The organism is Pontixanthobacter luteolus (assembly GCF_009828095.1).
In the GTDB taxonomy this organism is placed as follows: Bacteria; Pseudomonadota; Alphaproteobacteria; order Sphingomonadales; family Sphingomonadaceae; genus Pontixanthobacter; species Pontixanthobacter luteolus.
The window spans coordinates 101,653-123,574 of the sequence record NZ_WTYP01000002.1 but is presented as its reverse complement, the minus strand read 5'-3'; the positions used below and the strand labels follow the sequence as shown (position 1 = coordinate 123,574).

The window sequence follows — 21,922 nt, the reverse complement described above, 5'->3', positions numbered from 1 at the left end:
CGTTGCGGCGGGTTCGGACGCGCGCCTAGCACTTGGGCGCAGCGGTCGCAATGCGTGACACGAACTGCCTGAAAAGGAACCCAGCAGGGCGTTGTTCATTTGTGTTCAGTCCCTATTTAAGGCAGGATTGGTAAGAAACCGGATGTAAGGCAGGACCAGTTACGGGCAGACATGCGCTGGCCGATCCGGCCCCAACATCGCAAGACAGGTATTCAACGTGATTTTTGAGATTGTAATCCTCGCCATGATCGCCGCCTTTTTGGGCCTGCGTCTCTATTCCGTGCTGGGCCAACGTGCTGAGCATGAGGAGGAATCGATCCCGACACGTTTCGACCCGACCAAACAGGTAGCGCCCCCACCGGCTGCGCCGAAGAATGAAGATGGTGCGCAGGCCGAAACCAATGTCCGCGAATTCCCGGGCGTGATGCCTGCGGTGGAACGCGGCGTTCGCGAGATTTCCGCAGCTGATCGCCGGTTCGAAATTATCGGTTTCCTGGAAGGCGCGAAGGCCGCTTACGGCATGGTGCTGGAAGCGTTCTGGAACGGCGACCGCGAAACCTTGAAAGAGCTCTGCGACGACGATGTTTACCAGAGCTTCGACAGCGCAATCACCATGCGTGAGGAAGCTGGCGAGACGTTGGACAACACGCTGATCCGGATCGAAGAAGCCGTTATCGACCGCGCCTCGCTCGACGGGACAATGGCCCGTGTCGCAGTTCGCTTCGTTGCAGACATCGCTGCGGTAACTCGTGACAAGAATGGCAACATGATCGCCGGCTCACTCGACGATGCGATTGAAACCCGCGACGTCTGGACATTCATGCGCGATGTGAACTCGGCAAATCCGAACTGGCTGCTCGACGAAACCGACGAGGGCTGATCGCGCCATGCCTGCAGCGGCTCTGCGCCTGATCGCACTTGCCGCATCGGCGTTTGTCGCCGGCTGTACGGTAATTCCCAAACCTGCCGCGCCGCCGGTCTCTCCGCCACCAGCAAGTTCTGCGGCGATGCTGGGCGTGTCCGTGGCGCCGCTCGCAGGCAGGCTGAACCTCACCGCGGGTGATGCGGCCAGCGGGCTGGCGTCTTTCATCGAATCGTGCCCATCGATCCTGCGCCGTGAAGATAAGTCGGGCCTCACCATTCTATCCGACTGGGAAACGGCGTGCAGCGCCGCCCGCATCCATTCCGGCGATCCGGCACGGTTCTTTTTTGACAATTTCCAGACCGCCCGCGTCGGTTCTGGTGATGCCTTTGCGACGGGATATTTCGAACCTGAGATACGCGGGTGCCGCACGCGCCAGCCGGGCTGCGAAGTTCCGGTCTATGCATTGCCCGATGATTTGATCAGGCAATGGCCCGATGACATGCCCGAATCCGAACGCACCGGGCGCGCGCCACTGGGACGGATCGACGCGAACGGTGATTTCGTACCTTATTTTGAACGCGCGGAAATCGAAGAAGGTGCTCTGGCCGGTCGCGGGCTGGAAATCGCTTATGCCGCCGATCCGGTCGAAATGTTCTTCCTCCAGATACAGGGTTCGGGCCGCCTCGCACTGGCCGAAGGCGGCGTCATGCGGATCGGATACGCGGGGCAGAATGGCCGCGGCTATACCGGGATTGGCGGCGTCATGCGCGAACAGGGCCTGCTGGGCGACGAGCCGGGGCAGTATCCCGGCTCCATGCAAGGCATCATGCAATATATCCGCGAAAACCCGGAGGACGGGCGCGAATTGATGCGGCTCAACAAGAGCTGGATATTCTTCCGCGAACTGACTGGTGATGGCCCGCTCGGCTCGCTGGGCGTGCCGGTCCGGCGGGAAAGCTCGGTCGCTGTCGATCCCAATTTTGTGCCTTATGGCGCGCCGGTGTGGTTGCAGCTCGACCGGCCCGAGGCAAACGGATTGTGGATCGCGCAGGACACGGGCGGCGCGATCAAGGGTGCGAACCGGTTCGATACGTTCTGGGGTGCGGGTGATAGCGCGCGCGAAATTGCAGGCGGCATGTCGGGGCGCGGACAAGCGTTGATCCTGCTGCCAAATTCTGCCGCCGACCGCCTCAGCCGCAAGTGAGGCTGCCGCGCGGCCTGACTGCCGATGAAGAAGCGGCATGGGCGAAGCTTGCGTCCTCTGTCGAACCGTTTGAAGGGCGCAGAGCGCCAAAGGTCGAACCATCGAAGAAGGTTGCCCCGCAAGCTCCGGTCATACCGAAGAGGGCCGCGGTAAAACCGGCACCCACGCCCAAAATTCCAACGCCCGCCACGCAGCCGCCACCGCGCAGTGCGCGGCGCATTGGCGGATCGAGCCTGGATTCGCACTGGGACCGCAAGCTGAAAGCGGGAAGCATAGCGCCCGATTTCACTCTCGATCTGCACGACCATTATGTCGATGCGGCGCACACCCGGCTGGATAGCGGGATGCATCAGGCCCGTTCGATGGGCGCGCGGCTGGTGCTGGTAATCACTGGCAGGCCGCGCCCGGTAGAGGCGGCGGACCGGGGTTCCAAACGCGGGGTGATCCGCGCCAAGATACTCGACTGGCTGGCAGCTGGCGATCACGCCGATGCCATCGCCGCAATAAGAAAAGCGCACCGCCGCCACGGGGGCGAGGGTGCGCTTTACGTTGTTCTTAGAAAGAACCGCTGATCAGGCGTAAACCTGGGCGATTTCATCTGCCGGTTCGGTCCGGATGAGATAGTCGAACGCGCTCAGACCTGCTTTCGCACCTTCGCCCATGGCGATGATGATCTGCTTGTACGGAACGGTTGTGCAATCGCCCGCAGCAAACACGCCGGGCAGATTTGTCGCTGCCTTGTCGTCGATCACGATCTCGCCGAAGCGGGTCAGTTCGAGGCCCGATTGCTTCAGCCATTCGGTGTTCGGCACCAGACCGATCTGGACGAACACACCGTCTAGCGCGACGTCATGGTTCTCGCCGGTCGTGCGGTTCTTGTAAGTCAGCCCGGTAACCTTCGATCCGTCGCCAGTAACCTCGGTCGTCTGCGCTGATGTAATGACATCGACATTGGCAAAGCTGCGCAGCTTGTCCTGCAGAACCTGATCAGCGCGCAGTTGGCTGTCGAATTCGATCAGAGTGACATGGCCGACGATGTTGGCGAGATCGATTGCTGCCTCGACACCTGAATTGCCGCCGCCGATCACGGCAACACGCTTGCCCTTGTAAAGCGGGCCATCGCAGTGCGGGCAGTACGCCACGCCCTTGTTCCGGTATTCGTCTTCGCCCGGCACGCCGAGCTGGCGCCAGCGGGCGCCGGTGGTCAGGATCAGCGCGCGCGCCTTCAGCGATGCGCCATTGGTCAGCCTGACCTCGTGCATCCCGCCAGCCTCGCGCGCGGGGATCAGCTCCTGCGCCTCAACACGGTCGATCAGGTCAATGTCGTATTCCTCGGCATGGGCCTGCATTTGCGCGACCAGCTTGGGGCCTTCGGTATAGGGGACAGAGATAAAGTTCTCGATGCCCATCGTATCGGCCACCTGCCCGCCAAATCGTTCCGCAGCGATGCCGGTGCTGAACCCTTTGCGGATGGTATAGATTGCCGCCGCGTTGCCGGCGGGGCCGCCGCCGACGACCAGCACTTCGAACGGTTTTTTCCCGGCCAGCTTTTCAGCGGCTTTGGCGTCAGCATTGGTATCGAGCTTCGCGATGATGTCGCGCGCGTCCATCCGACCATTGGCGAACGGTGCGCCGTTCAGATAGACCGCCGGCACAGCCATCACCTGGCGCTGCTCGACCTCGTCCTTGAACGCGCCGCCTTCGATCAGGGTCGCGGTGATGCGCGGGTTGAAGATCGACATCAACGTCAGCGCCTGGACCACGTCCGGGCAGTTCTGGCAGCTGAGCGAGAAATACATTTCGAAATCGAAATCGCCGTCCAGGTCTTTCACCTGTTCGAGCACTTCGGCTTCGACTTTCGGCGGATGGCCGCCGGCCCACAGCAGCGCGAGCACCAGCGAGGTGAACTCGTGGCCCATCGGCAGTCCGGCAAAGCGCACCGAAGCATTGTGATCGGATGCGCGGCGCACTTCGAAACTGGGCACGTGCTTTGCGTCGCCATCGAAGGATGCGCTGACCATGCTGTGCAACGAGGAAATCTCCTCCAGCAGGACGCGGGTTTTCTGCGAGTTTTCGTCATCACCCAGCGTGCCGATCAGCTCGATCGGTTCGCGCAGGTTCGCGAGATAGGTTTCAAGCTGCTGTTCGAGAGCGGCGCCAAGCATGATGATACTCCGTGAGGGGTGTTGAGAGGGTTTCTGGCAAGAAAAAGGCCCGGGACCGGGGGGGTGGTCCCGGGCCTCCCAGCGACCCGAAGGGCTCTTTTGGCCCCCTGGGCTTTACTGAAAGTCCTGAATGCGGCTCACGAAAGAGCCATCAGGCTTCTTAAATCTTGCCTACGAGGTCAAGCGACGGTGCCAGAGTTTCCGCACCTTCTTCCCAAGCAGCAGGGCAGACCTGGCCGGGGTTTTCGCGGACATACTGTGCAGCCTTGATCTTGCGGACCAGTTCGCTTGCATTGCGGCCGACGCCTTCGCAGGTGATTTCCATGATCTGGATCACGCCGTCCGGATCGACAACGAAAGTTGCACGGTCGGCAAGGCCGCTATCTTCGCGCAGGACGTTGAAGTTTTTCGACAGCGTGTGCAGCTGGTCGCCCAGGAATGCGTACTGGATACCGCCGATCTTTTCCGACGTGTCATGCCATGCCTTGTGGCTGAAATGCGTGTCGGTCGAAACGGCATATACGTCCACACCCAGCGACTGGAGGTGGTTGTACTGCTCGCCAAGGTCCTGCAGCTCGGTCGGGCACACGAAAGTGAAGTCTGCCGGATAGAAGAAGAAGATCGACCAGCGGCCTTCGAGATCCTTTTCAGTGACGTCGAAGAAGTCCTTGCCAGCCTGAAATGCGGTGGCTTTGAACGGTTTGATTGCGCTTCCGATAATACCCATGATGTCTCCGATATGGTGTGTTGGATTGATGTTCGCGAACGAACGGAAATTACTTGCAGTAGCCAGATAGTGTCTGCTGCATTGCAGTAAAACGTTATGTTGCGATTGCTAACATCGACAAAACCGATCAATCGGTGCCGGGTTCCATGAAGTTTCGAAAAATCGAAAGATTTCAGATAAGAGTCTGGATAATCAGACGGTTGCCTGGCGCCCTATCCGCATTGTGCGCGGTGCAGCATTTTGTGATCGGCCAGAACCAGCGCCATCATCGCCTCTACCACCGGGGCTCCGCGGATGCCGACACACGGATCATGCCGGCCTTTTGTGCGAATCCGGGTGTTTTTGCCATCCCGCCCGATCGTGTCGACCGGGGTCAGGATGGAACTGGTCGGTTTGAAGGCGACCCGGCAAACAACCGGCTGGCCGGTCGAAATCCCGCCGGAAATCCCGCCTGCGTGATTGGCCCCGAATTCCGGCCCGCTGCCGTCTTCGGCTTCGCGCATCGGGTCTGCATTCTGTTCACCCGATAGCTGCGCCGCGCCGAAACCATCGCCGATTTCCACGCCTTTCACGGCGTTGATGCTCATCATCCCGGCGGCAAGATCCGCGTCGAGCTTTGCATAGACTGGCGCGCCCCATCCGGCGGGCACGCCCGTTGCAACGCATTCCACGACCGCACCCAGCGACGATCCGGCCTTGCGCGCATCATCGACCAATTGCTCCCACCGTTTTGCTGCGGCGGGATCGGGACAGAAGAACGGGTTGTTACCAATTTCGGCAAAGTCGGCCTGATCCCGGTCGATCTCGTCAGTGCCGATCTGGCTGACATAGGCGGTGATGGTCACATCCGGCATGATCAGCCGTGCCACCCCGCCAGCGGCCACCCGGGCCGCCGTTTCGCGCGCGCTGGAACGCCCGCCGCCGCGGTAATCGCGGAACCCGTATTTCGCGTCATACGCATAATCGGCATGGCCGGGTCGATAGGCGTTGGCGACTTCGGAATAGTCTTTGCTGCGCTGGTCGACATTCTCGATCATCAGGCTGATCGGGGTTCCGGTGGTCTTGCCCTCGAACACGCCGGACAGGATTTTGACCTGGTCCGGTTCCTGCCGCTGGGTGGTGAATTTCGACTGACCCGGGCGGCGCGCATCCATGAATGGCTGGATATCGGCCTCGCTCAGCGCGATCCCCGGCGGGCACCCGTCCAGCACCGCGCCCAGCGCAGGCCCGTGGCTTTCGCCCCATGTCGTGAACCGCAATACGCGGCCAAAAGTGTTCCAGCTCATGCCGCTTCTCTTTGCGCAATCTGCCGCCTGTGTCGAGCGCGGCGGTATACAGGATTGCTTGACGCAGATGCGGTTTTCCTACTGCCCGCGGGCCGGGCTATGCAGCGGGAATGCCTATTTCGTGCGCCTCCCAGACAACCGGCCTTCAGTCCGCCCCGCACCTGCGATGGATTGATCATCAGGACTGTGTTCCATGTGTTCCATCTGTTCAGGCTTGTGGATCACTGGCTGAACAATCCGGTTTCCTCTGGCGCATCGCGTCCGCTTGCGGCAGGAACAAACCATGATTGCGAAACTGAAAGGCCTGCTCGACGAGACCGGAGATGACTGGGCGGTGATCGACGTTCAGGGCGTGGGCTATCTGGTCCATTGTTCGACCAAGACGCTGGCGGCGCTGGGCGAACAGGGCGAAGGCTGCACTATCTATACCGATCTGCAGGTTTCGGAAAACGACATGCGGCTGCTGGGTTTCGCGGAAAGCGCGGAACGCGACTGGTTCCGCCTGCTAACCCAGGTTCAGGGAGTGGGCAGCAAGGTAGCGCTGGCGATCCTGTCCGCGCTCTCCACCGCTGAAGTGCAAAGCGCGTGCGCCAATGGCGATGCAGCGATGGTCGCGCGCGCCAACGGGGTCGGGCCTAAACTGGCCGGGCGCATCGTCAACGAACTGAAAGACAAGGCGGGCGCGCTGCCGGTGTCTGGCGGCGGCGGAATGGGCGTTGCCATTACCCCTGCGGGCGGGGCCAGCGCCGATGCGGTCAGCGCGCTGGAAAACCTCGGTTTCAAACCGGCGATTGCCGCGCGCGCCGTGGCCGCCGCGCAGGGCGAGCTGGGCGAGGATGCGAGCGAAAATGACCTGATCCGCGTGGCCCTGAAGAAAGCAGCAGGGTAAGCTCTAACCGCCCCAGACTTCGGTGTAGAGCCGAAGGAAATTGGTGCCCATCAGTTTTTCAAGACGCGTCTGGCTCCACCCGCGCGCCTCCAGATCGCGGACCAATCGGCGGTAGCGGTCAATCGAGTTGTACTCCTGCACTAGCGGATAGAAGCCTATTTTTTCACCTGGCGCAGCGATCCCTTTGTCGAGGCGGTCTTGCTGCATCGCGTCCAGCGCGGCCTTCATTTCATCGTCAAACGGAAGGGGCAGAATGCCGTTATCGGTCCCGATGCCGACAGCATCCTCGCCGCCGACATTGGCAATATGTTCGATATGCGCGATCACGTCCGACGCTGATGGTTCCATATCTGCCACGATATAGGGCATGAAATAGACGCCGATGACTCCGCCGCCGTCTGCGACTTTGCGGATAAGCTCGTCAGACACATTGCGTGGATGATCGGCCAGCGCGCGCGCGCCGGTGTGGCTGATGGTCAACGGGCGCTTCGCCGCTTGGGCGGCATCGTGCATCGTCTGGGCGCCGCCATGCGACAGGTCGAGCAGCAGTTTCTCGGCCTCGGCTGCCTCGATGGTTGCATGGCCAAGTTTGGAAATCCCCGCATTCGCGGGCTCAATCGCGCCATCGCCGGCCAGATTGCGATTGTTGTAGGTCAGTTGGACGGTGCGCAGCCCGTCCTCGCGCAGAATCGCCATCCGGTCGAGCTCAGCGCCGATCATCGATGTGTCTTGTGTGCCCAGAATTACGCCCAGCTTCCCGTCGCGCTTGGCGTGAATGATATCTTTGCCGGATTTGATCAGCGCCAGCCTGTCAGGATTTGCGCCGAATACGTCGTGATGTTCCGCCACGCTTTCGCGATACACTTCCCATGCATTGTCGGGATTGCCGACAGGGAAGATCGTGGTGCGAAGGACAGTCACACCTGTCTCCAGCGATTCTTTCCAGCCACGTTCGGTAAAACGGGTGACGCCCTCTTCGGCATAGGGATCACCCATCCGGCCAAGGGCATCGACAACAATGGCATCGTCAAACCAGTCATTCCTGGTCGCGGCCAATGCGGCGGCTCTGGGGAATGCGGCGGCGCTCGCAGTGGATGCCAATGCGGTCAGGGCTTTGCGTCTGCTGATTTTCATGGGAAGGGTAATAGCCAAATCGGACGGGTGTGATAACCTGTTCGGCGAGCTCAATAGGCTGTTGATCGAAAGTCGCAGCGGCTCGAATGAATTGCTTTCAGGGTTCGGCAAATAGGATTGTGTATATGGCTTGTGTTCGGTTGATCATTTTGGCGGTGTTGGCATTTGCAGCACCGGTTTCCGCGCAGGATATGTCCGCGTTCAAAACCGGCCCGGTGTTCGAAGGCTTCGGCCCGCACGCACCGGTCGAAGGGATGGGGCCGGTCCCGGCGGATACCGAATTTTCCCACGCGTTCGATGTTGCGGTGCCTGCGGAAGAAGGCAAGAACAGCCGCGGTTTCGAAAGCGCGGCACGGTTCATCAATATGCACGTGGCCGCAGGTGTCGATCCCGACAATATCCGCGTCGCTGTGGTGGTTCATGGCAAGGCGTCGATGGATTTGCTGAGCGATGAGGCATGGGCGGCCAAGGGCAGGGACGGCGCGAACCCTTCGGGCGCGATGATCCGCGAAATGCTGGACCACGGCGTGCGCTTTATCCTGTGCGGGCAAAGCGGCATCGCTTACGGCATCACGCAGGATGACCTTATCCCCGGTGTCGAAACCGCGCTGTCGGCAATGACCGCGCACGCGCTGCTGCAACAGCGCGGCTACACGGTGAACCCGTTTTGAACAGACTGCTGAGTGTCTGGGCAGCGCTGGGTTCCCTGGTCGTACCAGGAGAGCCAGCGCCAGATTCCCCCATGAAGTGTCCATGATGACCGATCCCGTCCCCCTCCATACCCCCGATCGCCAGCCGGATGATCCCGATGCAGCGCTGCGGCCGAAATCGCTTGGCGAATTTATCGGGCAAGAGGCGGCGCGCGATAACCTTCGGGTGTTTATCGAGAGCGCAAAATCGCGCGGGGAGGCGATGGACCATGTGCTGTTCTTCGGCCCTCCCGGCCTCGGCAAGACCACCCTCGCGCAGATTGTTGCCAAGGAACTCGGCGTCGGTTTCCGTGCCACCAGCGGGCCGGTAATCGCCAAGGCGGGTGACCTTGCGGCGCTGCTGACCAATCTTGAAGAGGGCGATGTCCTGTTCATCGACGAGATTCACCGTCTCAATCCGGTGGTTGAGGAGGTGCTCTATCCCGCGATGGAGGACCGCGCGCTTGATCTGATTATCGGCGAGGGGCCTTCCGCCCGCAGCGTGCGGATTGATTTGCCGCCCTTCACGCTGGTTGGCGCGACCACGCGTCAGGGCCTGCTGACTACGCCGCTGCGCGACCGCTTCGGCATTCCTGTGCGCCTCAATTTCTATACCGAGGATGAGCTGGAGCGTGTGGTGACGCGCGGTGCCAATCTGCTGGGTCTGGATGTGGACCCAGCCGGCGCGCGCGAGATCGCCCGCCGGTCACGCGGCACCCCGCGCGTTGCCGGGAGGCTGATGCGGCGCGTGCGCGATTTCGCCCATGTTGCGGGCGACGGCGTGGTAACCGCGAAGATCGCCGACGACGCGCTGGGCAGGCTGGAGGTCGACCGGCTCGGCCTGGATGCGATGGACCGGCGCTATCTGCGGATGATTGCCGATATATATAAGGGCGGGCCGGTTGGCGTTGAAACGCTGGCAGCGGGCCTCGCCGAACCGCGCGACACGATCGAGGAAGTGGTCGAGCCGTTCCTGATTCAGCTTGGTCTGGTGGCGCGGACCGCGCGCGGGCGGTGCCTGAATGATGGCGGTTGGCAGCATCTCGGCATGGCGATTCCCCGTCCCGCAAGTGATTCGCCCGGATTGGACCGTCAATCGGGTTTGTTCGACACAAATGGTTAAGCCCGCATAAGGGATTGCCGGTTTTTCGGTTCCATTGTGGGACAACTCGCGGAATCGCGCCGATTGATGGGCAAAAAACATGCCTCGCAGGCCGTTTTTCATGGTTAACGTAATTGCCGGTTAGGTGTGTTGTGCTCTTTCTGATGTGACAGGGAAATGCCCGAATGCGGACCCGCCGCCTTCTGGCCTCCCCAGAGTAATTGAGAGAGCTTGTCCATGTCGGTAAAGATGGCCCTGGCGAAATTGTCCGCGACCGCAGCGGGCGGTGCGCTTCTAGCAGGTGGTGCGGTGCACGTCGCCGAACCACCGGTAACGGACAGCCCGACCTACAAGTCGGCCAAGGGCGCGACCAAGTCGGTCAAGGCGCAGCCGGTCTATGTGAAAGACCAGCCGCGCAAACGCCGCGTGACCAAGACAGTCCAGCGCAAGCGCCGCGTGGTTAAGCGCGTTGTCGAATGCGAACCGGTTGAAGGCGGTTACCTGCCCGGCCATGGCGGCATGCGGGCAAACGGTGCGCAAGCGGGCGGCGCAGTGGCCGGTTCTGCTGAATGTCCGCCAGTCTATCGCACTGCGATGCGCGCCATTCCGGCACCATACGCACCTGTTCCCCAGCCGACATTCACCGGCGGCGGCAGCAGCGGCGGCGTAACCGTAATTGGCGGCAGCGGCGGTTTCGGCGGCGGCTTTGGTGGCGGGTTCTTTGGCGGGTTCTTCGGCGGTTCCAGCGGTGGTTCCAGCGGCAGCGTAGTGGTCACTTCGACCACGACAACGTCGGGCGGGATCAGCAGCGGCGGCAGCGGCGGCACATCGACCTCCACCTCGGGCGGATCGACCTCCACCAGCAGCGGGACTTCCGGCACCAGCGGCATCGTGATCGATATCGACATCAACAACACCAGCGGCGGCAGCACGACCACCACGGGCGGTGTCAGCACATCGACCGGCGGCGTGTCGACTTCGACCAGCACTGGCGGCGTTTCGACCTCGACCGGCGGGGTCTCGACCTCGACCGGCGGGGTCTCGACTTCCACCGGCGGCATCAGCAGCACGACCACCTCGACGTCGGGCAACGTGTCCAGTTCGAGCGGCAACGTCTCCTCGTCCTCGGGGAATGTTTCGTCGTCCTCAGGCAATGTGAGCTCGTCTTCAGGCAACGTCTCCTCCTCTTCGGGTAACGTCAGTTCGTCTTCAGGCAACGTGTCGTCATCCTCGGGTAATGTCAGTTCGTCGTCGAGCAGCTCCTCGTCGAGCTCTAGCTCTTCATCGTCTTCCTCCTCCTCCAGTTCTTCCAGTTCCGGTGGTGGATCGGGCGGCAAGCCGGGCGGTTCGTCCAGCTATGGCGGCTCTTCGAGCCATGGTGGCAGCTCCAGCTATGGCGGCAGCGGAGGCTCGGGCAGTTCCGGCTCAAGCGGTAGCTCGGGCGGCAGTTCGTCCTCGAGTTCTTCGTCGAGCAGCAGCTCGTCGTCTTCCTCGTCATCCGGCGGTAGCAATGGCGGCGCAACCAGCACGGGCGGTTCTTCTTCGGGCAGCAGCTCGTCATCTTCGAGCTCCAGCTCCAGCTCTTCTTCGTCGGGCGGGGCAACCAGTTCGACCAGTTCCGGCGTGATTACGAGTTCTTCGACCAGCAGTTCATCGTCGTCCTCGTCGTCGTCTTCATCGTCGTCATCGAGCAGCAGTTCATCATCGTCGAGCACATCGTCGACATCGACCAGCAGCGGTACACAGGTTCCTGCCCCGCCGATGACAATCCTGTTCGGCCTTGCTGCCGCAGCGATCCTTGGCCGGCGCAAGTTCAAGGTTGTGAACGGCGGCTAAGCTCTCACGAACACGCATTGAAAAAGGGCGGCACCGCGTGATGCCGCCCTTTTTGTATCTGGAGTTATCGCTGAGATCAGCGCTCAGGCATGACCTGAGTGTGGCAAGTCACTTCGAAACGGGCATGCCCGCTTCTTCCCAACCGATGATCCCGCCATCGAGATGGACTGCATCACGACCGGTGTGTTCCGCGAGCTCGCTGGCCGCAATCCCAGAACGGCGATCCGTTCGGCAGTAGAGGATGACTTCGTCACCATCCGAATTGGTCAACGCCTTCGGGTCGAACTGGGCGAGCGGGATATTAACTGCGCCTGCGATGTGGCTGTCTGCAAATTCCTCTGCCGTCCGCACATCGATCAAATGAACCGTGCCCGCTTCCAGTTTCCCGGCAAGCGCCGCTGCGTCCAAGGTCAGAACCTGCCCGCCAATTGAACCAGTATCTGTATCGGCAACGGGGGCAGAGGCCTCACTGGCCCCGCAGCTGGCAAGCAGAAAGCTGCCAACCGCTGCGAGGCACAGGAAGTGGCTGCGCATTACGCGGCCAGATTACGCAGCACGTACTGCAGAATGCCGCCGTGCTTGTAATATTCCATTTCGTTGGCGGTATCGATCCGGCACTGGGCAGTGAAGGTGATGCTCTCGCCATCGGCACGGGTTACTTCCACTTCGACATCCTGGCCCGGCGTAAGGCCTGCCAGACCCTTGATGGAGAAGGTGTCATCCCCCTTCAGTCCGAGGGAATTGCGGCTGTCGCCGTCCTTGAACTGGAGCGGGAGCACACCCATGCCGATCAGGTTGGAACGGTGAATACGTTCGTAGCTTTCCACGATGACCGCGCGAACACCAAGCAGGATGGTGCCCTTGGCCGCCCAGTCGCGGCTGGAACCGGTACCGTATTCCTTGCCGCCGATAACGACCAGCGGGGTACCGTCTTCCTTGTGCTTCATCGCAGCGTCGTAAATCGCCATCTGCTCGCCGCCATAGGTGGTGTAACCGCCTTCGACGCCCGGAACCATTTCGTTCTTGATGCGGATGTTGGCGAAGGTGCCGCGCATCATCACTTCGTGGTTGCCGCGGCGTGAGCCGTACGAGTTGAAGTCCGCCTTCGCGACCTGATTGCTCATCAGATACTCGCCCGCTGGCGAATCTTCCTTGATCGCACCGGCCGGGCTGATGTGGTCGGTGGTGACCGAATCGCCGAGGATCGCGAGCGGTTTCGCGTCGGTGATATCGGTGATCGGGGCAGGGGTCATTTCCATGCCGTCGAAATAAGGCGGGTTTGCAACATAGGTGCTGCCCGGGCGCCACTGATAAGTGTCGGATCCGGTCACATCGATTGCCTGCCAGTGCTCGTCACCCTTGTAGACGTCGGCATAGCGGCTTTCGAACATCTGGCGGTCGATCGAACTCGAGCGGATTTCAGCGATTTCCGCATTGGTCGGCCAGACGTCTTTGAGGAAGACGTCGTTGCCGTCCTGATCCTGGCCCAGCGGGGTTTCGGTGATGTCTTCGGTGACTGTCCCCTTCAGCGCATAGGCGACCACCAGCGGCGGCGATGCGAGGAAGTTGGCTCGAACGTCGGGGCTGACGCGGCCTTCGAAGTTACGGTTGCCTGACAGAACCGACGCAGCGACGATGTCGTTGCCGTTGATTGCCTTGCTGATCGGCGGCGCAAGCGGGCCGGAGTTACCGATGCAGGTCGTGCAGCCGTAACCGACCAGATCAAAACCGATCTGGTCCAGCTCGGCCTGGAGGCCCGCCTTCTCGAGATAGTCCGTTACGACCTGCGATCCCGGTGCAAGGCTGGTCTTGACCCATGGCTTGGGCTTCAGGCCTTTTTCGTTGGCCTTCTTCGCGACCAGACCGGCGGCGATCAGCACATCGGGGTTGGATGTGTTGGTGCAGCTGGTGATGGCGGCAATAACAACGTCGCCGTCGCCGATGTCGTGGTCCTTGCCCTCAACCGCGGTGCGTACCGGGCCGTCTTTCTTGTAAAGCGTCTTGAGGTCGTTGTTGAACAGTTCGTCCACCTCGGGGAGGATGACCTTGTCCTGCGGGCGCTTCGGTCCGGCCAGCGAGGGGACGACCGATCCGACGTCCAGTTCCAGCGTGTTGGTGAAGACCGGCTCGTTCTCAGGCGTGAACCACATGCCCTGCTGCTTCGCATAGGCTTCGACCAGCGCGATGCTGTCTTCGCTACGGCCGGTGAGGCGCATGTAATCAAGCGTCTTGTCGTCGATGCCGAAGAAGCCGCAGGTTGCGCCGTATTCCGGTGCCATATTGGCAATCGTTGCACGGTCGGCCAAACTCAGTTCAGAGACGCCAGGGCCGTAAAATTCTACGAAACGGCCAACCACGCCGACTTCGCGCAGCATCTGCACACAGGTCAGCACGAGGTCAGTCGCAGTAATACCTTCGGACATCTTGCCAGACAGTTTGAAGCCGACGACTTCGGGTACCAGCATGGAAATCGGCTGGCCGAGCATCGCAGCTTCCGCCTCGATGCCGCCAACGCCCCAGCCAAGTACGCCGAGACCATTGATCATCGTGGTGTGGCTGTCGGTACCGACGCAGGTGTCAGGATAGGCGACAGTGGTGCCGTCGCCGTCTTCGCTGGACCATACGCCCTTGCCGATGTGCTCGAGGTTCACCTGGTGGCAGATGCCGGTGCCGGGAGGCACGGCAGAGAAGTTCTGGAAGCTCTTCGAGCCCCATTTGAGGAAGTCGTAACGCTCCGCATTGCGTGCGTATTCAAGCTCGACGTTCTTTTCGAAAGCCTTCGGATGTCCGAATTCGTCGACCATCACGGAGTGGTCGATGACGAGGTTTACCGGAACCTGCGGGTTGATCTTCGCAGTGTCGCCGCCAAGCTGGGCAATGGCATCGCGCATCGCGGCAAGGTCGACAACGCAGGGAACTCCGGTGAAATCCTGCAGCAGGACGCGGGCCGGGCGGTACTGGATTTCCTTGCCGGTTTTCGGATTTTTCTGCCAGTCAGCCAGACCCTGAATATCGTCGGTCGAAACGGTGAAGCCGTCATCTTCGAAACGCAGCAGGTTTTCGAGCAGGACCTTCATCGAGAATGGCAGCTTGCTGACATCACCGATCTTTTCCGCTGCCTTGTCGAGCGAATAATATGCGTAGGACTTGCCGCCTACGTCCATGGTGCTGCGTGTTCCGAGTGTGTCCTTGCCGACCTGGGTCATGCTGTGGGTAATCCTTTCATGGATGAGGCCCGTTTGGTCCCGGTGGTGAATCGGGCGTTTTCCGGGCTGAATTTCTGTCGCGGCACCTGCTACGTCCGGCCGCATTGGTCAAGGGGACCAGACCGTCAAAATCGATCAAACAGCGCCGAAATTGTGATACTTTCAAACAATCAAGCGCCTACAGCGCGCTTTGTTCCGTTTGCGGGACCTTGGGTCTCGTTCTGGTCGCTATCCAGCAGCCGATCACGATAAGGACGGTTCCGGCGATTGTCGCTGTGCTGATCGGCTCGCGAAAGAACATCCAGCCAAACAGGGCTGCCCACAAAAAGCCGCTATATTCCATCGGCACCAATGATTGCGCTTCTGCCCGGGCATAGGCCCAGGTGATCGCCAGCGCGCCGCCCAGTGTCAGCACCGATGCGATGGCGATATCGCCCATAGGCTCCCATTCTGGCACCGTCAGGAACCACGGGGCAAACACCAGCAGCACCGCGCAGGCAACGCCGCTATGAAAAGTCGTCGCCTCCAGCGGGCTGGATACCTGCGCCTGCTGGCGGATGACGATGAAATTGTATGCGTAGAGCAGGGCGGAAAAGAGGATCGCGCCAAGCCCCTTCATCGTTTCCGTGTCGTATTCGGCAGCGCCCAGCCGTCCACTGATGATCACGATAGTTCCCGCGAGGCCGAGGATCGAAGCCAGCACAGCCTGCGGCCTGATGACTTCGCCCAGCATGATTGCCGCAAGATAAAGTGTCAGCAAAGGCGCGATGAAACTGATCGCGATGGCTTCGGCAATTGGCAGCTTGGTGAGGGCGTAAAAGAAGCTCAGTGCCATAAAGCCTGACACGGTGCCCCGGATCAGGTGGAGTTTCAGAACCGGCCGTTCGGGCCATCTGCCGCCGGCGCCCAGCCAGACAGGGGTTATGATTGCCCCGGCAATGGCGGATCTGAAAACCGCCGCGCTATACGCCCCGGCGGCAAGAGCGGCGCTTTTCATGAAGGCATCCATCAACGACAGGAAGCCGACACCCAGCAAAGCGGCCAGGAACGGCAAAATGGCGCGTGCTGCGGACATGGCGCGGGCATATCCTGCACCGCACCACGCGTCATCTCTTTCCTGTGATTAAGGCCCGAGACAGGCATTATGGTTGATGCTAAATTACTAGTCCGATAAAAATGACAAATGCGCCAGGACTGTTTCGAGGGCGCCAGATGGATGGAATTCAAGTGATTTACAGTTCAAAAACGCGTTTTCACCTGCTTGCTGCGACGGCAATTCTTGTGCCTGCTGGTCTGGCGGCGCAATCTTCGGGCAATTCAGAGCCGGTCAATCTGCTTCCCGATGAAGCACCCGCGGCCTCGATCGAACAACAGACGGTCGAGATGGACGGCGCGCCTGTCATATCGGAAGAAGTCGTTCAGGCGATCGACGAAATGGGCAAGCCCAAGCAACCGATCGTTCAGGCGTGGCCTGTCGAACATGCTCGTGCACTTGCTGCCGTTGTTGAGGGAGTTTCCGAAGAAGGTCTGGTTTCGGCCGATTACAATCTTGACGGCCTGCGTGCTGCGATTGCCATGGGCAGCGGTACCGCGCTCGACGAAGCCGCCAGCCAGAGCTTCCAATTTCTGGTAGAGGATCTGCGCGACGGGCGCACGCCGATGGACAGCCGCAAACAATGGTTCGTGTTCGATCCGGATCAGGATCGCTATCCAACCGGCGAATTGATGGCAGATGCGCTTGCATCGGGCGATATTGCCGGGACTCTCGCCCGGATCATGCCCGAACACCCGGACTATCTCCGCCTGAAACGCGAACTGGCCGCAACTCCGGCTGAACAGGCCAAACGGCACAAGTTGATCCGCGCCAACATGGACCGCTGGCGCTGGCTGCCGCGCGATCTGGGCAAGCAATATCTGATGACCAATGTTCCGGAATATCAGCTGCGTCTGACGGTGAACGACAAAATCGTGCGTACCTACCGCACCGTGGTCGGCAAACCCGGACGCACGGCGACGCCGCAGATTGCGGAAAGTGTCGAAGGGGTTATTTTCAATCCGACTTGGACTGTCCCGCAATCGATCGTCAAAGGCGAAGGTCTTGGCGCGCGCGTGCTGAACAATCCGGCATGGGCCCGCCGGGCAGGTTATTCTGCCACCAAGGGCGCGAACGGCTGGGTTTCTGTCGTTCAGCAGCCGGGGCCAGGCAACTCACTGGGCTTGATGAAGCTCGATATGCCCAACCGGCACGCGATTTTCTTTCATGATACCCCGTCACGGCACCTGTTCAACAATGACAAGCGCGCGCTTAGCCATGGCTGCATCCGTACCGAACGGGCAACCGAACTGGCGATTACTTTGGCTATTCTGCAGGGCGGGCTGACGGCTGATGAGGGCGTCGAAAAACTCAAGTCTGGCGAATATACCAAGGTGCCGTTCCAGAAGACGATGCCCGCCTATATCACCTATTTCACCATGGCTCAGGATATCGACGGCACGCTTACCGCATTCCCCGATATTTACGGCCGTGACGATGCAGTTCTGGAAAGCATGGATGCACCGCGCAAGCCGAACCGTTCGCGGGTTACCGACGAGCAGGTGATCCCGATCGAAAACGATCCGCGCGACATCGCCTGAGGTACTATGACCGAACCGGCGGTCTTGATGGCCGCCGGTTCAGGATATCCCGGTGTCAATAAACGCCGGGGTTAGATTGTTCGATCCCGGTGGGCAGATCGCGCTGCAGGATCTCGATATCGGCAGGCTCGTCGATTGTCGGCGGCGTGACCACCGTGCCGTCTGCCTGCAAACCCAGGCTATCGGCGTGGATTACCCGGCCGCCGCCAAGTTGCAGCAGCGCCAGTTTGAATTCCGCGTCGCCCATCGCAAAACAGCCATTCGAACGGCCAAGACGGCCCCATTTCTCAAGATGCTGACGCTCTGCATAATTGGCCCTGTGCATGACGATTGCACGGTCGAGAGCGTTGGAATTCGTCGCATCCAGACCTTCGAGACGGATCGAGGTGCCATAGCGACCAGTGTACCAGCCAAAGGTCGCATAGGTCCCCTTGCTGGTGCAGTGCGACCCATGAACGTTGGAAAACCAGTTCAGCCAGCCATCATGCTCCGGATCTGAGCCGTCACCATGCGTGACAAGATAGGATTTCACCTCGCCAGCCACCAGATTTACGAAATGGAAGCGAGGCTCTGTCGATTTCAGCCCGAAATCTGCGATGCCGACATAGTCATTCGCCCACAGCATATCGCCAGCCTTGGCCTGCGCCCGCTTGGCGATTTCTGCCAGCTTTGCATCACGCGGAAGCCCGGCGCGAACCTGTGCAGGCAAGCGAGCGGGGACAGCCAGCGCGGCACCGGCTGCCAAAGTACCTTTGATGAGATCTCGTCTGTTCATATCCACCGTATAGCATAATTTGACGTAGCTGGCAGGTGAACGGGAAAGGGCCGAACCGTTGTGTCAGCGCGGTGTAATGCGGCGGTTCTCGTCTGCCATGGCCAGCATCGACCTTGCGTGACGATCAGCGACCGCCCTTTGATCATTGCCGTAGCCGCCGCCCAGTGCGCTGGCGACCGGAATGCCGCGTTGCCGTATCGTCGCCACGACATACCTGTCGCGCTTGTCCAGCCCCTTGTCGGTGAGGGAAAGGCGGCCCAGACGGTCGTCTTCGTGCGGATCGACCCCGGCCTGATAGAGCACAAGGTCGGGCCGAAACCTGTCGAGCACCCCGGGCAAATGGCGGTTGAGCGCAGCGAGATATTCGGCGTCGCCAGCCTTGTCGGGAAGGGCAATATCGAGGTCAGAACGCGCCTTGCGCACAGGGAAGTTCTTTTCCGCATGGAAAGACAGGGTGAAGATGTCGTCTCGCCCGGCGGTCAGGCTGGCGGTGCCGTCACCCTGGTGTACATCGCAGTCGGCGATCAGAACGCGCCTTGCAGTACCTTCAGCGATCAGCCGATTGGCTGCGACAGCCAGATCGTTGAACACACAGTATCCCGCGCCTGTTTCATGCAAAGCGTGATGGCTGCCCGCCGCACTGTTCGCCGCAAAACCGTGCTCCAAAGCGAGCTGCGCGGCCAGCCATGTTCCGCCATTTGTATGGCGTACCCGGCTGGCGATATGCGGAGTTACGGGAAAGCCGATCCGGCGTTCCTTGTCCTTTGGAACGCTGGCGCTGAAAACCTGGTCGACATAGGCAGGGCAGTGGACAGCCTCCAGCCATTCGCGAGCCATCGGTTCGGGGGCATGTTCGACCAGGGCGACCCCGTGGTCAGGCGCAAATTCGCGTAAGGCGATCATCACGAGCTGGTATTTGTCGAATTTGAACGTGCCGCGTTCCGGTGGCGGCGCCATGTAATCGGCATGATGGACGACGTGCAGCACGGCTAATCCAGTGAAATCGGTTTGCCGTCGATTGTGGGCACTGATCCGGCGGGTGGCGGCACCGCAGGTTGGCGGGGCCGGGGCTCGCGCGGCCATTGCCCAAACCCTGTGAGCAGCCAGATGAAAAATGTCTGCAATTTGTAGGCGGCGAAAATGGCCAGCAGCGGACCGCCGATCATGACAGCCATGGCCGCTGCGAAACCATGGTCATTGAGCGCGCGCAGCGCGCCGAGGAAACATGCCAACGCTGGAAGGAGAAAAATTGCCAATGTAAAAGGGAGGCCAATTAACCTGGCAAATTCGCCGGGCTTGGGTTTGCGCATCCAGATCAGCACGGCCTTGATCAAGGCCAGCAGGAGGATGGAAAGAAGCCAGGCGCCAAGCAATTCGCGCCAATATGGCTCGTAAGCCATCAGCTTCAGCTCGTATTGCCGGTTCACTCAGCCACTACCTCTGGATCGTGCTGGATGTAACCTGCCAGCTCCTCGTAAATCGATTGTTCGGTGCGGCTGGCGGCGTTGCGCCAGGATCCGGCGGTCTCGCCATTCAGCAGACTGCCGGAAGGGGACAGGATCAGGACAGTCGGAGTGCCCACGATTTCATCGATACCGAAACGCCTCGCAATTTCGATGTTATGTCCGTCACCTGTCTGCGGCATGCCGACATTCACAAATACGGTTTCGTAATGATAGCCGAGCAATTCCTTGAACCGGGGGGTTTCGGTCCACCCGGCGAAGGCCCGGCTATCGTGACACCAATTTGCGCCCAGCACGATCAGGATGTGGTTGCCGGAACTGCGTGCCCGCGAAAGCGCGGCGTCGACATCGGCCGCTGCATTGCGGCTGGCATCGTACAGCCTTGCTTCGGGATGTTTTTCACTGCCTGAAGCAGCGGTCATCTGCGTACCAGTGGAGGCGCACCCTGCGAGTGTGAGCGCGAACAGAGCAGCGGCAAGCAAGGAGCCTCTCATCGCGGCTGATGTTCCGCCTGCGCCGCTTCGGCAAGCCGCTGCAGACCCGGAATACCGGTCTCGATCGCCGCCTGAAAGCCGCCCATCACAGCAAGCCTGGTATCCCCCTCTGCCATCATTTTGGCGAAGGTTGTACCAGTTGGGTCCAGCCGGGATTTCGCCAGCCAGGCTGCGATCTTCGGATTTTGCGACCAAGCCCCGCGGTTCATGAAATTGGTGAGCATCCCCAGCGGATAGGTGTTTGGCGTATCGGTAAGCGGTGCAGGGATGCCGAGGCGGTTCTTTGTCTCGTCATCGCTGAAATGAACCTCCAGAAATGCAGTCAATGCCGCGCTGAAGGTCACCAGAGGAACATGCAAAGGTTGCAACACGATCGTATCTCCGCGGAACTGCGGCCCATGCTGGCGGGTGTCATCGAACGGCACAGCGGTTGCCGTGCAATCGATAAACAGCGTGTTGCCAGGCACAGAATGTTCATCATCCGCAAACACAATCTTGCCCGGTTCAACCGAAGTTACCCGGCCTTTACGTACGACATTCTTGATCTGGCGCAGCAGATCGATCTCGCCTTCCGAAATCGTGGCGTAGTGGAACATCTCCGGCTTCACGTCTTCGTCGATACGAAGCATATATCCGCCGCGGCCCAGCAATTCGAACATTTCATCGCCGGTCTTTGCCTCTGCCGCAGCGTTCAGTTGGGCAATCTGGTTTTCGACGACCTTTTCAAAGAAATCCGGCCCCGGCTGCGTGTAGGTCCGGTTTATCAACCAGGAATCGCGCGGGCGAACCCAGGTGATATCGTCAGGATCGACACCGGCTTGTAGCAACCATACGCCTGCATCCATGGCAGTCTTGCCCGCGCCCAGGATTGCATAATGGGCTGGCAGGTCGTTGCCCCGTTTCCACAGATCGGGCAGGTCGCCGGGAATTGCCATCGGGGTTCCTGGAGCAACGCCGAACTGGCGCTTGTGGGTGGACGGGACCGATGTCTTGTAAAACGTGGCATCGACGGTTTTCTTGCGCACCTTCACGTTCGTCCGTTTGCCGGAAAGAATCGAATCAAATGCGGCATGGCCATCTGAACCATCCCCGTCATACCGGGACAGGGGATGGTAAGAGACGCGACCGGACGGCAGCAGGCGCCGGTTCATCAGGTGTGTGAAATAGGCAGAGACTTCAGCGCCGCTTGCAAGCGGGTAGAGCCCCTTGTTCGGACCGTGCGAATCCACCACATCGTCGCCGAATTCCAAGGAATTAACGCCGTAGAATGCGCTTGGTTGATGCAGGGCGACAAAGGAATAGGCGTCGTTCCAGTGTCCACCCGGCTTGGCGTGCATGTCCACGATCGTCACATGGCAGTCGGGATCTTCGTCAAGCAGCGCATCAACGAAAGCGAGGCCGACCGCACCAGCGCCGACAACAAGGTAATCGGTCTCGAAATCCGCGCTCATTA

22 protein-coding genes are annotated in these 21,922 nt (G+C 60.4%); 7 read left to right on the top strand and 15 right to left on the bottom strand.

The genetic code is table 11. The features are described from left to right. Nucleotides 1-217: 217 nt before the first annotated feature. Genes GRI43_RS09075 through GRI43_RS09065 form a run of 3 tightly spaced genes read left to right on the top strand, consistent with a single transcriptional unit; the run spans nt 218 to nt 2,641 of the window. Nucleotides 218-880 (top strand): Tim44/TimA family putative adaptor protein, encoded by a 663-nt coding sequence (locus tag GRI43_RS09075; RefSeq protein ID WP_160730821.1) that lies wholly within the window; start codon nt 218-220, stop codon nt 878-880. A 7-nt stretch (nt 881-887) separates the two neighbouring features. Further along, nucleotides 888-2,069, top strand: a complete 1,182-nt coding sequence (gene mltA / locus GRI43_RS09070) for a murein transglycosylase A (RefSeq protein WP_160730820.1) — start codon at nt 888-890, stop codon at nt 2,067-2,069. Then, nucleotides 2,066-2,641, top strand: coding sequence for a Smr/MutS family protein (locus tag GRI43_RS09065; protein ID WP_160730819.1), 576 nt, complete (start codon nt 2,066-2,068; stop codon nt 2,639-2,641). Before mltA ends, GRI43_RS09065 begins: the two co-directional genes overlap by 4 nt. On the opposite strand, the gene ahpF is transcribed toward GRI43_RS09065, so the two are convergent. The 3 genes from ahpF to aroC form a co-directional block, all read right to left on the bottom strand. Further along, nucleotides 2,642-4,234, bottom strand: coding sequence for an alkyl hydroperoxide reductase subunit F (gene ahpF / locus GRI43_RS09060; protein ID WP_160730818.1), 1,593 nt, complete (start codon nt 4,232-4,234; stop codon nt 2,642-2,644). Nucleotides 4,235-4,394: 160 nt separating this feature from the next. Continuing rightward, nucleotides 4,395-4,961 carry an alkyl hydroperoxide reductase subunit C gene (ahpC, locus tag GRI43_RS09055; RefSeq protein ID WP_160730817.1) on the bottom strand — a complete coding sequence of 189 codons (567 nt, stop codon included), beginning with the start codon at nt 4,959-4,961 and terminating at the stop codon, nt 4,395-4,397. A 212-nt stretch (nt 4,962-5,173) separates the two neighbouring features. Beyond that, nucleotides 5,174-6,247 (bottom strand): chorismate synthase, encoded by a 1,074-nt coding sequence (gene aroC / locus GRI43_RS09050; RefSeq protein ID WP_160730816.1) that lies wholly within the window; start codon nt 6,245-6,247, stop codon nt 5,174-5,176. A 283-nt stretch (nt 6,248-6,530) separates the two neighbouring features. Here aroC and ruvA point away from each other — a divergent pair, with 283 nt between their 5' ends. Further along, entirely contained in the window at nt 6,531-7,136 is a 606-nt protein-coding gene (gene ruvA / locus GRI43_RS09045; RefSeq protein WP_160730815.1) for a Holliday junction branch migration protein RuvA, read from the top strand. Nucleotides 7,137-7,139: 3 nt separating this feature from the next. Here ruvA and GRI43_RS09040 read toward each other — a convergent pair whose 3' ends face one another. After that, on the bottom strand, nt 7,140-8,270 hold the full coding sequence (locus GRI43_RS09040; protein ID WP_160730814.1) for a dipeptidase: 1,131 nt from the start codon (nt 8,268-8,270) through the stop codon (nt 7,140-7,142). Between the two features lie 125 nt (nt 8,271-8,395). Here GRI43_RS09040 and GRI43_RS09035 point away from each other — a divergent pair, with 125 nt between their 5' ends. Further along, nucleotides 8,396-8,941, top strand: a complete 546-nt coding sequence (locus GRI43_RS09035; RefSeq protein WP_160730813.1) for a DsrE family protein — start codon at nt 8,396-8,398, stop codon at nt 8,939-8,941. 85 nt (nt 8,942-9,026) lie between these two features. Then, complete coding sequence (gene ruvB / locus GRI43_RS09030) at nt 9,027-10,082, top strand: Holliday junction branch migration DNA helicase RuvB (RefSeq protein ID WP_160731658.1); 1,056 nt, start codon at nt 9,027-9,029, stop codon at nt 10,080-10,082. A 273-nt stretch (nt 10,083-10,355) separates the two neighbouring features. Here ruvB and GRI43_RS09025 read toward each other — a convergent pair whose 3' ends face one another. The 6 genes from GRI43_RS09025 to GRI43_RS09000 all read right to left on the bottom strand — a co-directional run bounded on the left by GRI43_RS09025 (nt 10,356) and on the right by GRI43_RS09000 (nt 16,178). Then, the gene (locus GRI43_RS09025) at nt 10,356-10,574 is read right to left on the bottom strand and encodes a hypothetical protein (RefSeq protein ID WP_160730812.1); all 219 of its coding nucleotides are present in this window, start codon (nt 10,572-10,574) and stop codon (nt 10,356-10,358) included. A gap of 68 nt (nt 10,575-10,642) precedes the next feature. Beyond that, nucleotides 10,643-11,398, bottom strand: a complete 756-nt coding sequence (locus GRI43_RS09020; RefSeq protein WP_235903707.1) for a hypothetical protein — start codon at nt 11,396-11,398, stop codon at nt 10,643-10,645. Between the two features lie 54 nt (nt 11,399-11,452). Beyond that, a complete protein-coding gene (locus GRI43_RS13875; protein ID WP_235903706.1) occupies nt 11,453-11,872 on the bottom strand; it encodes a hypothetical protein in 420 nt (139 codons plus the stop codon). A 133-nt stretch (nt 11,873-12,005) separates the two neighbouring features. Further along, entirely contained in the window at nt 12,006-12,431 is a 426-nt protein-coding gene (locus GRI43_RS09010) for a rhodanese-like domain-containing protein (protein ID WP_160730811.1), read from the bottom strand. Next, a complete protein-coding gene (gene acnA / locus GRI43_RS09005) occupies nt 12,431-15,103 on the bottom strand; it encodes an aconitate hydratase AcnA (RefSeq protein ID WP_160730810.1) in 2,673 nt (890 codons plus the stop codon). Before acnA ends, GRI43_RS09010 begins: the two co-directional genes overlap by 1 nt. Before the next feature lie 178 nt (nt 15,104-15,281). Further along, nucleotides 15,282-16,178, bottom strand: a complete 897-nt coding sequence (locus GRI43_RS09000) for a DMT family transporter (RefSeq protein WP_160730809.1) — start codon at nt 16,176-16,178, stop codon at nt 15,282-15,284. 137 nt (nt 16,179-16,315) lie between these two features. Here GRI43_RS09000 and GRI43_RS08995 point away from each other — a divergent pair, with 137 nt between their 5' ends. Further along, nucleotides 16,316-17,737, top strand: a complete 1,422-nt coding sequence (locus tag GRI43_RS08995) for a L,D-transpeptidase family protein (RefSeq protein ID WP_160730808.1) — start codon at nt 16,316-16,318, stop codon at nt 17,735-17,737. A gap of 55 nt (nt 17,738-17,792) precedes the next feature. Here GRI43_RS08995 and GRI43_RS08990 read toward each other — a convergent pair whose 3' ends face one another. The 5 genes from GRI43_RS08990 to GRI43_RS08970 form a co-directional block, all read right to left on the bottom strand. Further along, nucleotides 17,793-18,512, bottom strand: a complete 720-nt coding sequence (locus GRI43_RS08990) for a murein L,D-transpeptidase catalytic domain-containing protein (protein ID WP_160730807.1) — start codon at nt 18,510-18,512, stop codon at nt 17,793-17,795. A 63-nt stretch (nt 18,513-18,575) separates the two neighbouring features. Further along, nucleotides 18,576-19,499, bottom strand: a complete 924-nt coding sequence (locus tag GRI43_RS08985) for an arginase family protein (protein WP_160730806.1) — start codon at nt 19,497-19,499, stop codon at nt 18,576-18,578. 2 nt (nt 19,500-19,501) lie between these two features. Then, nucleotides 19,502-19,939 carry a hypothetical protein gene (locus tag GRI43_RS08980; RefSeq protein ID WP_160730805.1) on the bottom strand — a complete coding sequence of 146 codons (438 nt, stop codon included), beginning with the start codon at nt 19,937-19,939 and terminating at the stop codon, nt 19,502-19,504. Then, nucleotides 19,936-20,469, bottom strand: coding sequence for a thioredoxin family protein (locus GRI43_RS08975; RefSeq protein ID WP_160730804.1), 534 nt, complete (start codon nt 20,467-20,469; stop codon nt 19,936-19,938). The genes GRI43_RS08980 and GRI43_RS08975 overlap by 4 nt, the downstream gene beginning before the upstream one ends. Continuing rightward, nucleotides 20,466-21,920, bottom strand: a complete 1,455-nt coding sequence (locus GRI43_RS08970) for an NAD(P)-binding protein (RefSeq protein WP_160730803.1) — start codon at nt 21,918-21,920, stop codon at nt 20,466-20,468. Before GRI43_RS08970 ends, GRI43_RS08975 begins: the two co-directional genes overlap by 4 nt. Nucleotides 21,921-21,922: the final 2 nt, after the last annotated feature.

Coding starts and splice junctions, on each gene's coding strand:
- ahpC (WP_160730817.1), bottom strand. CDS start 4,961: ATGGGTATTATCGGAAGCGCAATCAAACCGTTCAAAGCCACCGCATTT.
- aroC (WP_160730816.1), bottom strand. CDS start 6,247: ATGAGCTGGAACACTTTTGGCCGCGTATTGCGGTTCACGACATGGGGC.
- mltA (WP_160730820.1), top strand. CDS start 888: ATGCCTGCAGCGGCTCTGCGCCTGATCGCACTTGCCGCATCGGCGTTT.
- GRI43_RS09025 (WP_160730812.1), bottom strand. CDS start 10,574: ATGGCCGGGCAGGTAACCGCCTTCAACCGGTTCGCATTCGACAACGCG.
- GRI43_RS09000 (WP_160730809.1), bottom strand. CDS start 16,178: ATGTCCGCAGCACGCGCCATTTTGCCGTTCCTGGCCGCTTTGCTGGGT.
- acnA (WP_160730810.1), bottom strand. CDS start 15,103: ATGACCCAGGTCGGCAAGGACACACTCGGAACACGCAGCACCATGGAC.
- GRI43_RS08990 (WP_160730807.1), bottom strand. CDS start 18,512: ATGAACAGACGAGATCTCATCAAAGGTACTTTGGCAGCCGGTGCCGCG.
- GRI43_RS08975 (WP_160730804.1), bottom strand. CDS start 20,469: ATGAGAGGCTCCTTGCTTGCCGCTGCTCTGTTCGCGCTCACACTCGCA.
- GRI43_RS09035 (WP_160730813.1), top strand. CDS start 8,396: ATGGCTTGTGTTCGGTTGATCATTTTGGCGGTGTTGGCATTTGCAGCA.
- GRI43_RS09040 (WP_160730814.1), bottom strand. CDS start 8,270: ATGAAAATCAGCAGACGCAAAGCCCTGACCGCATTGGCATCCACTGCG.
- GRI43_RS08995 (WP_160730808.1), top strand. CDS start 16,316: ATGGATGGAATTCAAGTGATTTACAGTTCAAAAACGCGTTTTCACCTG.
- ruvB (WP_160731658.1), top strand. CDS start 9,027: ATGACCGATCCCGTCCCCCTCCATACCCCCGATCGCCAGCCGGATGAT.
- GRI43_RS09010 (WP_160730811.1), bottom strand. CDS start 12,431: ATGCGCAGCCACTTCCTGTGCCTCGCAGCGGTTGGCAGCTTTCTGCTT.
- GRI43_RS08970 (WP_160730803.1), bottom strand. CDS start 21,920: ATGAGCGCGGATTTCGAGACCGATTACCTTGTTGTCGGCGCTGGTGCG.
- ahpF (WP_160730818.1), bottom strand. CDS start 4,234: ATGCTTGGCGCCGCTCTCGAACAGCAGCTTGAAACCTATCTCGCGAAC.
- ruvA (WP_160730815.1), top strand. CDS start 6,531: ATGATTGCGAAACTGAAAGGCCTGCTCGACGAGACCGGAGATGACTGG.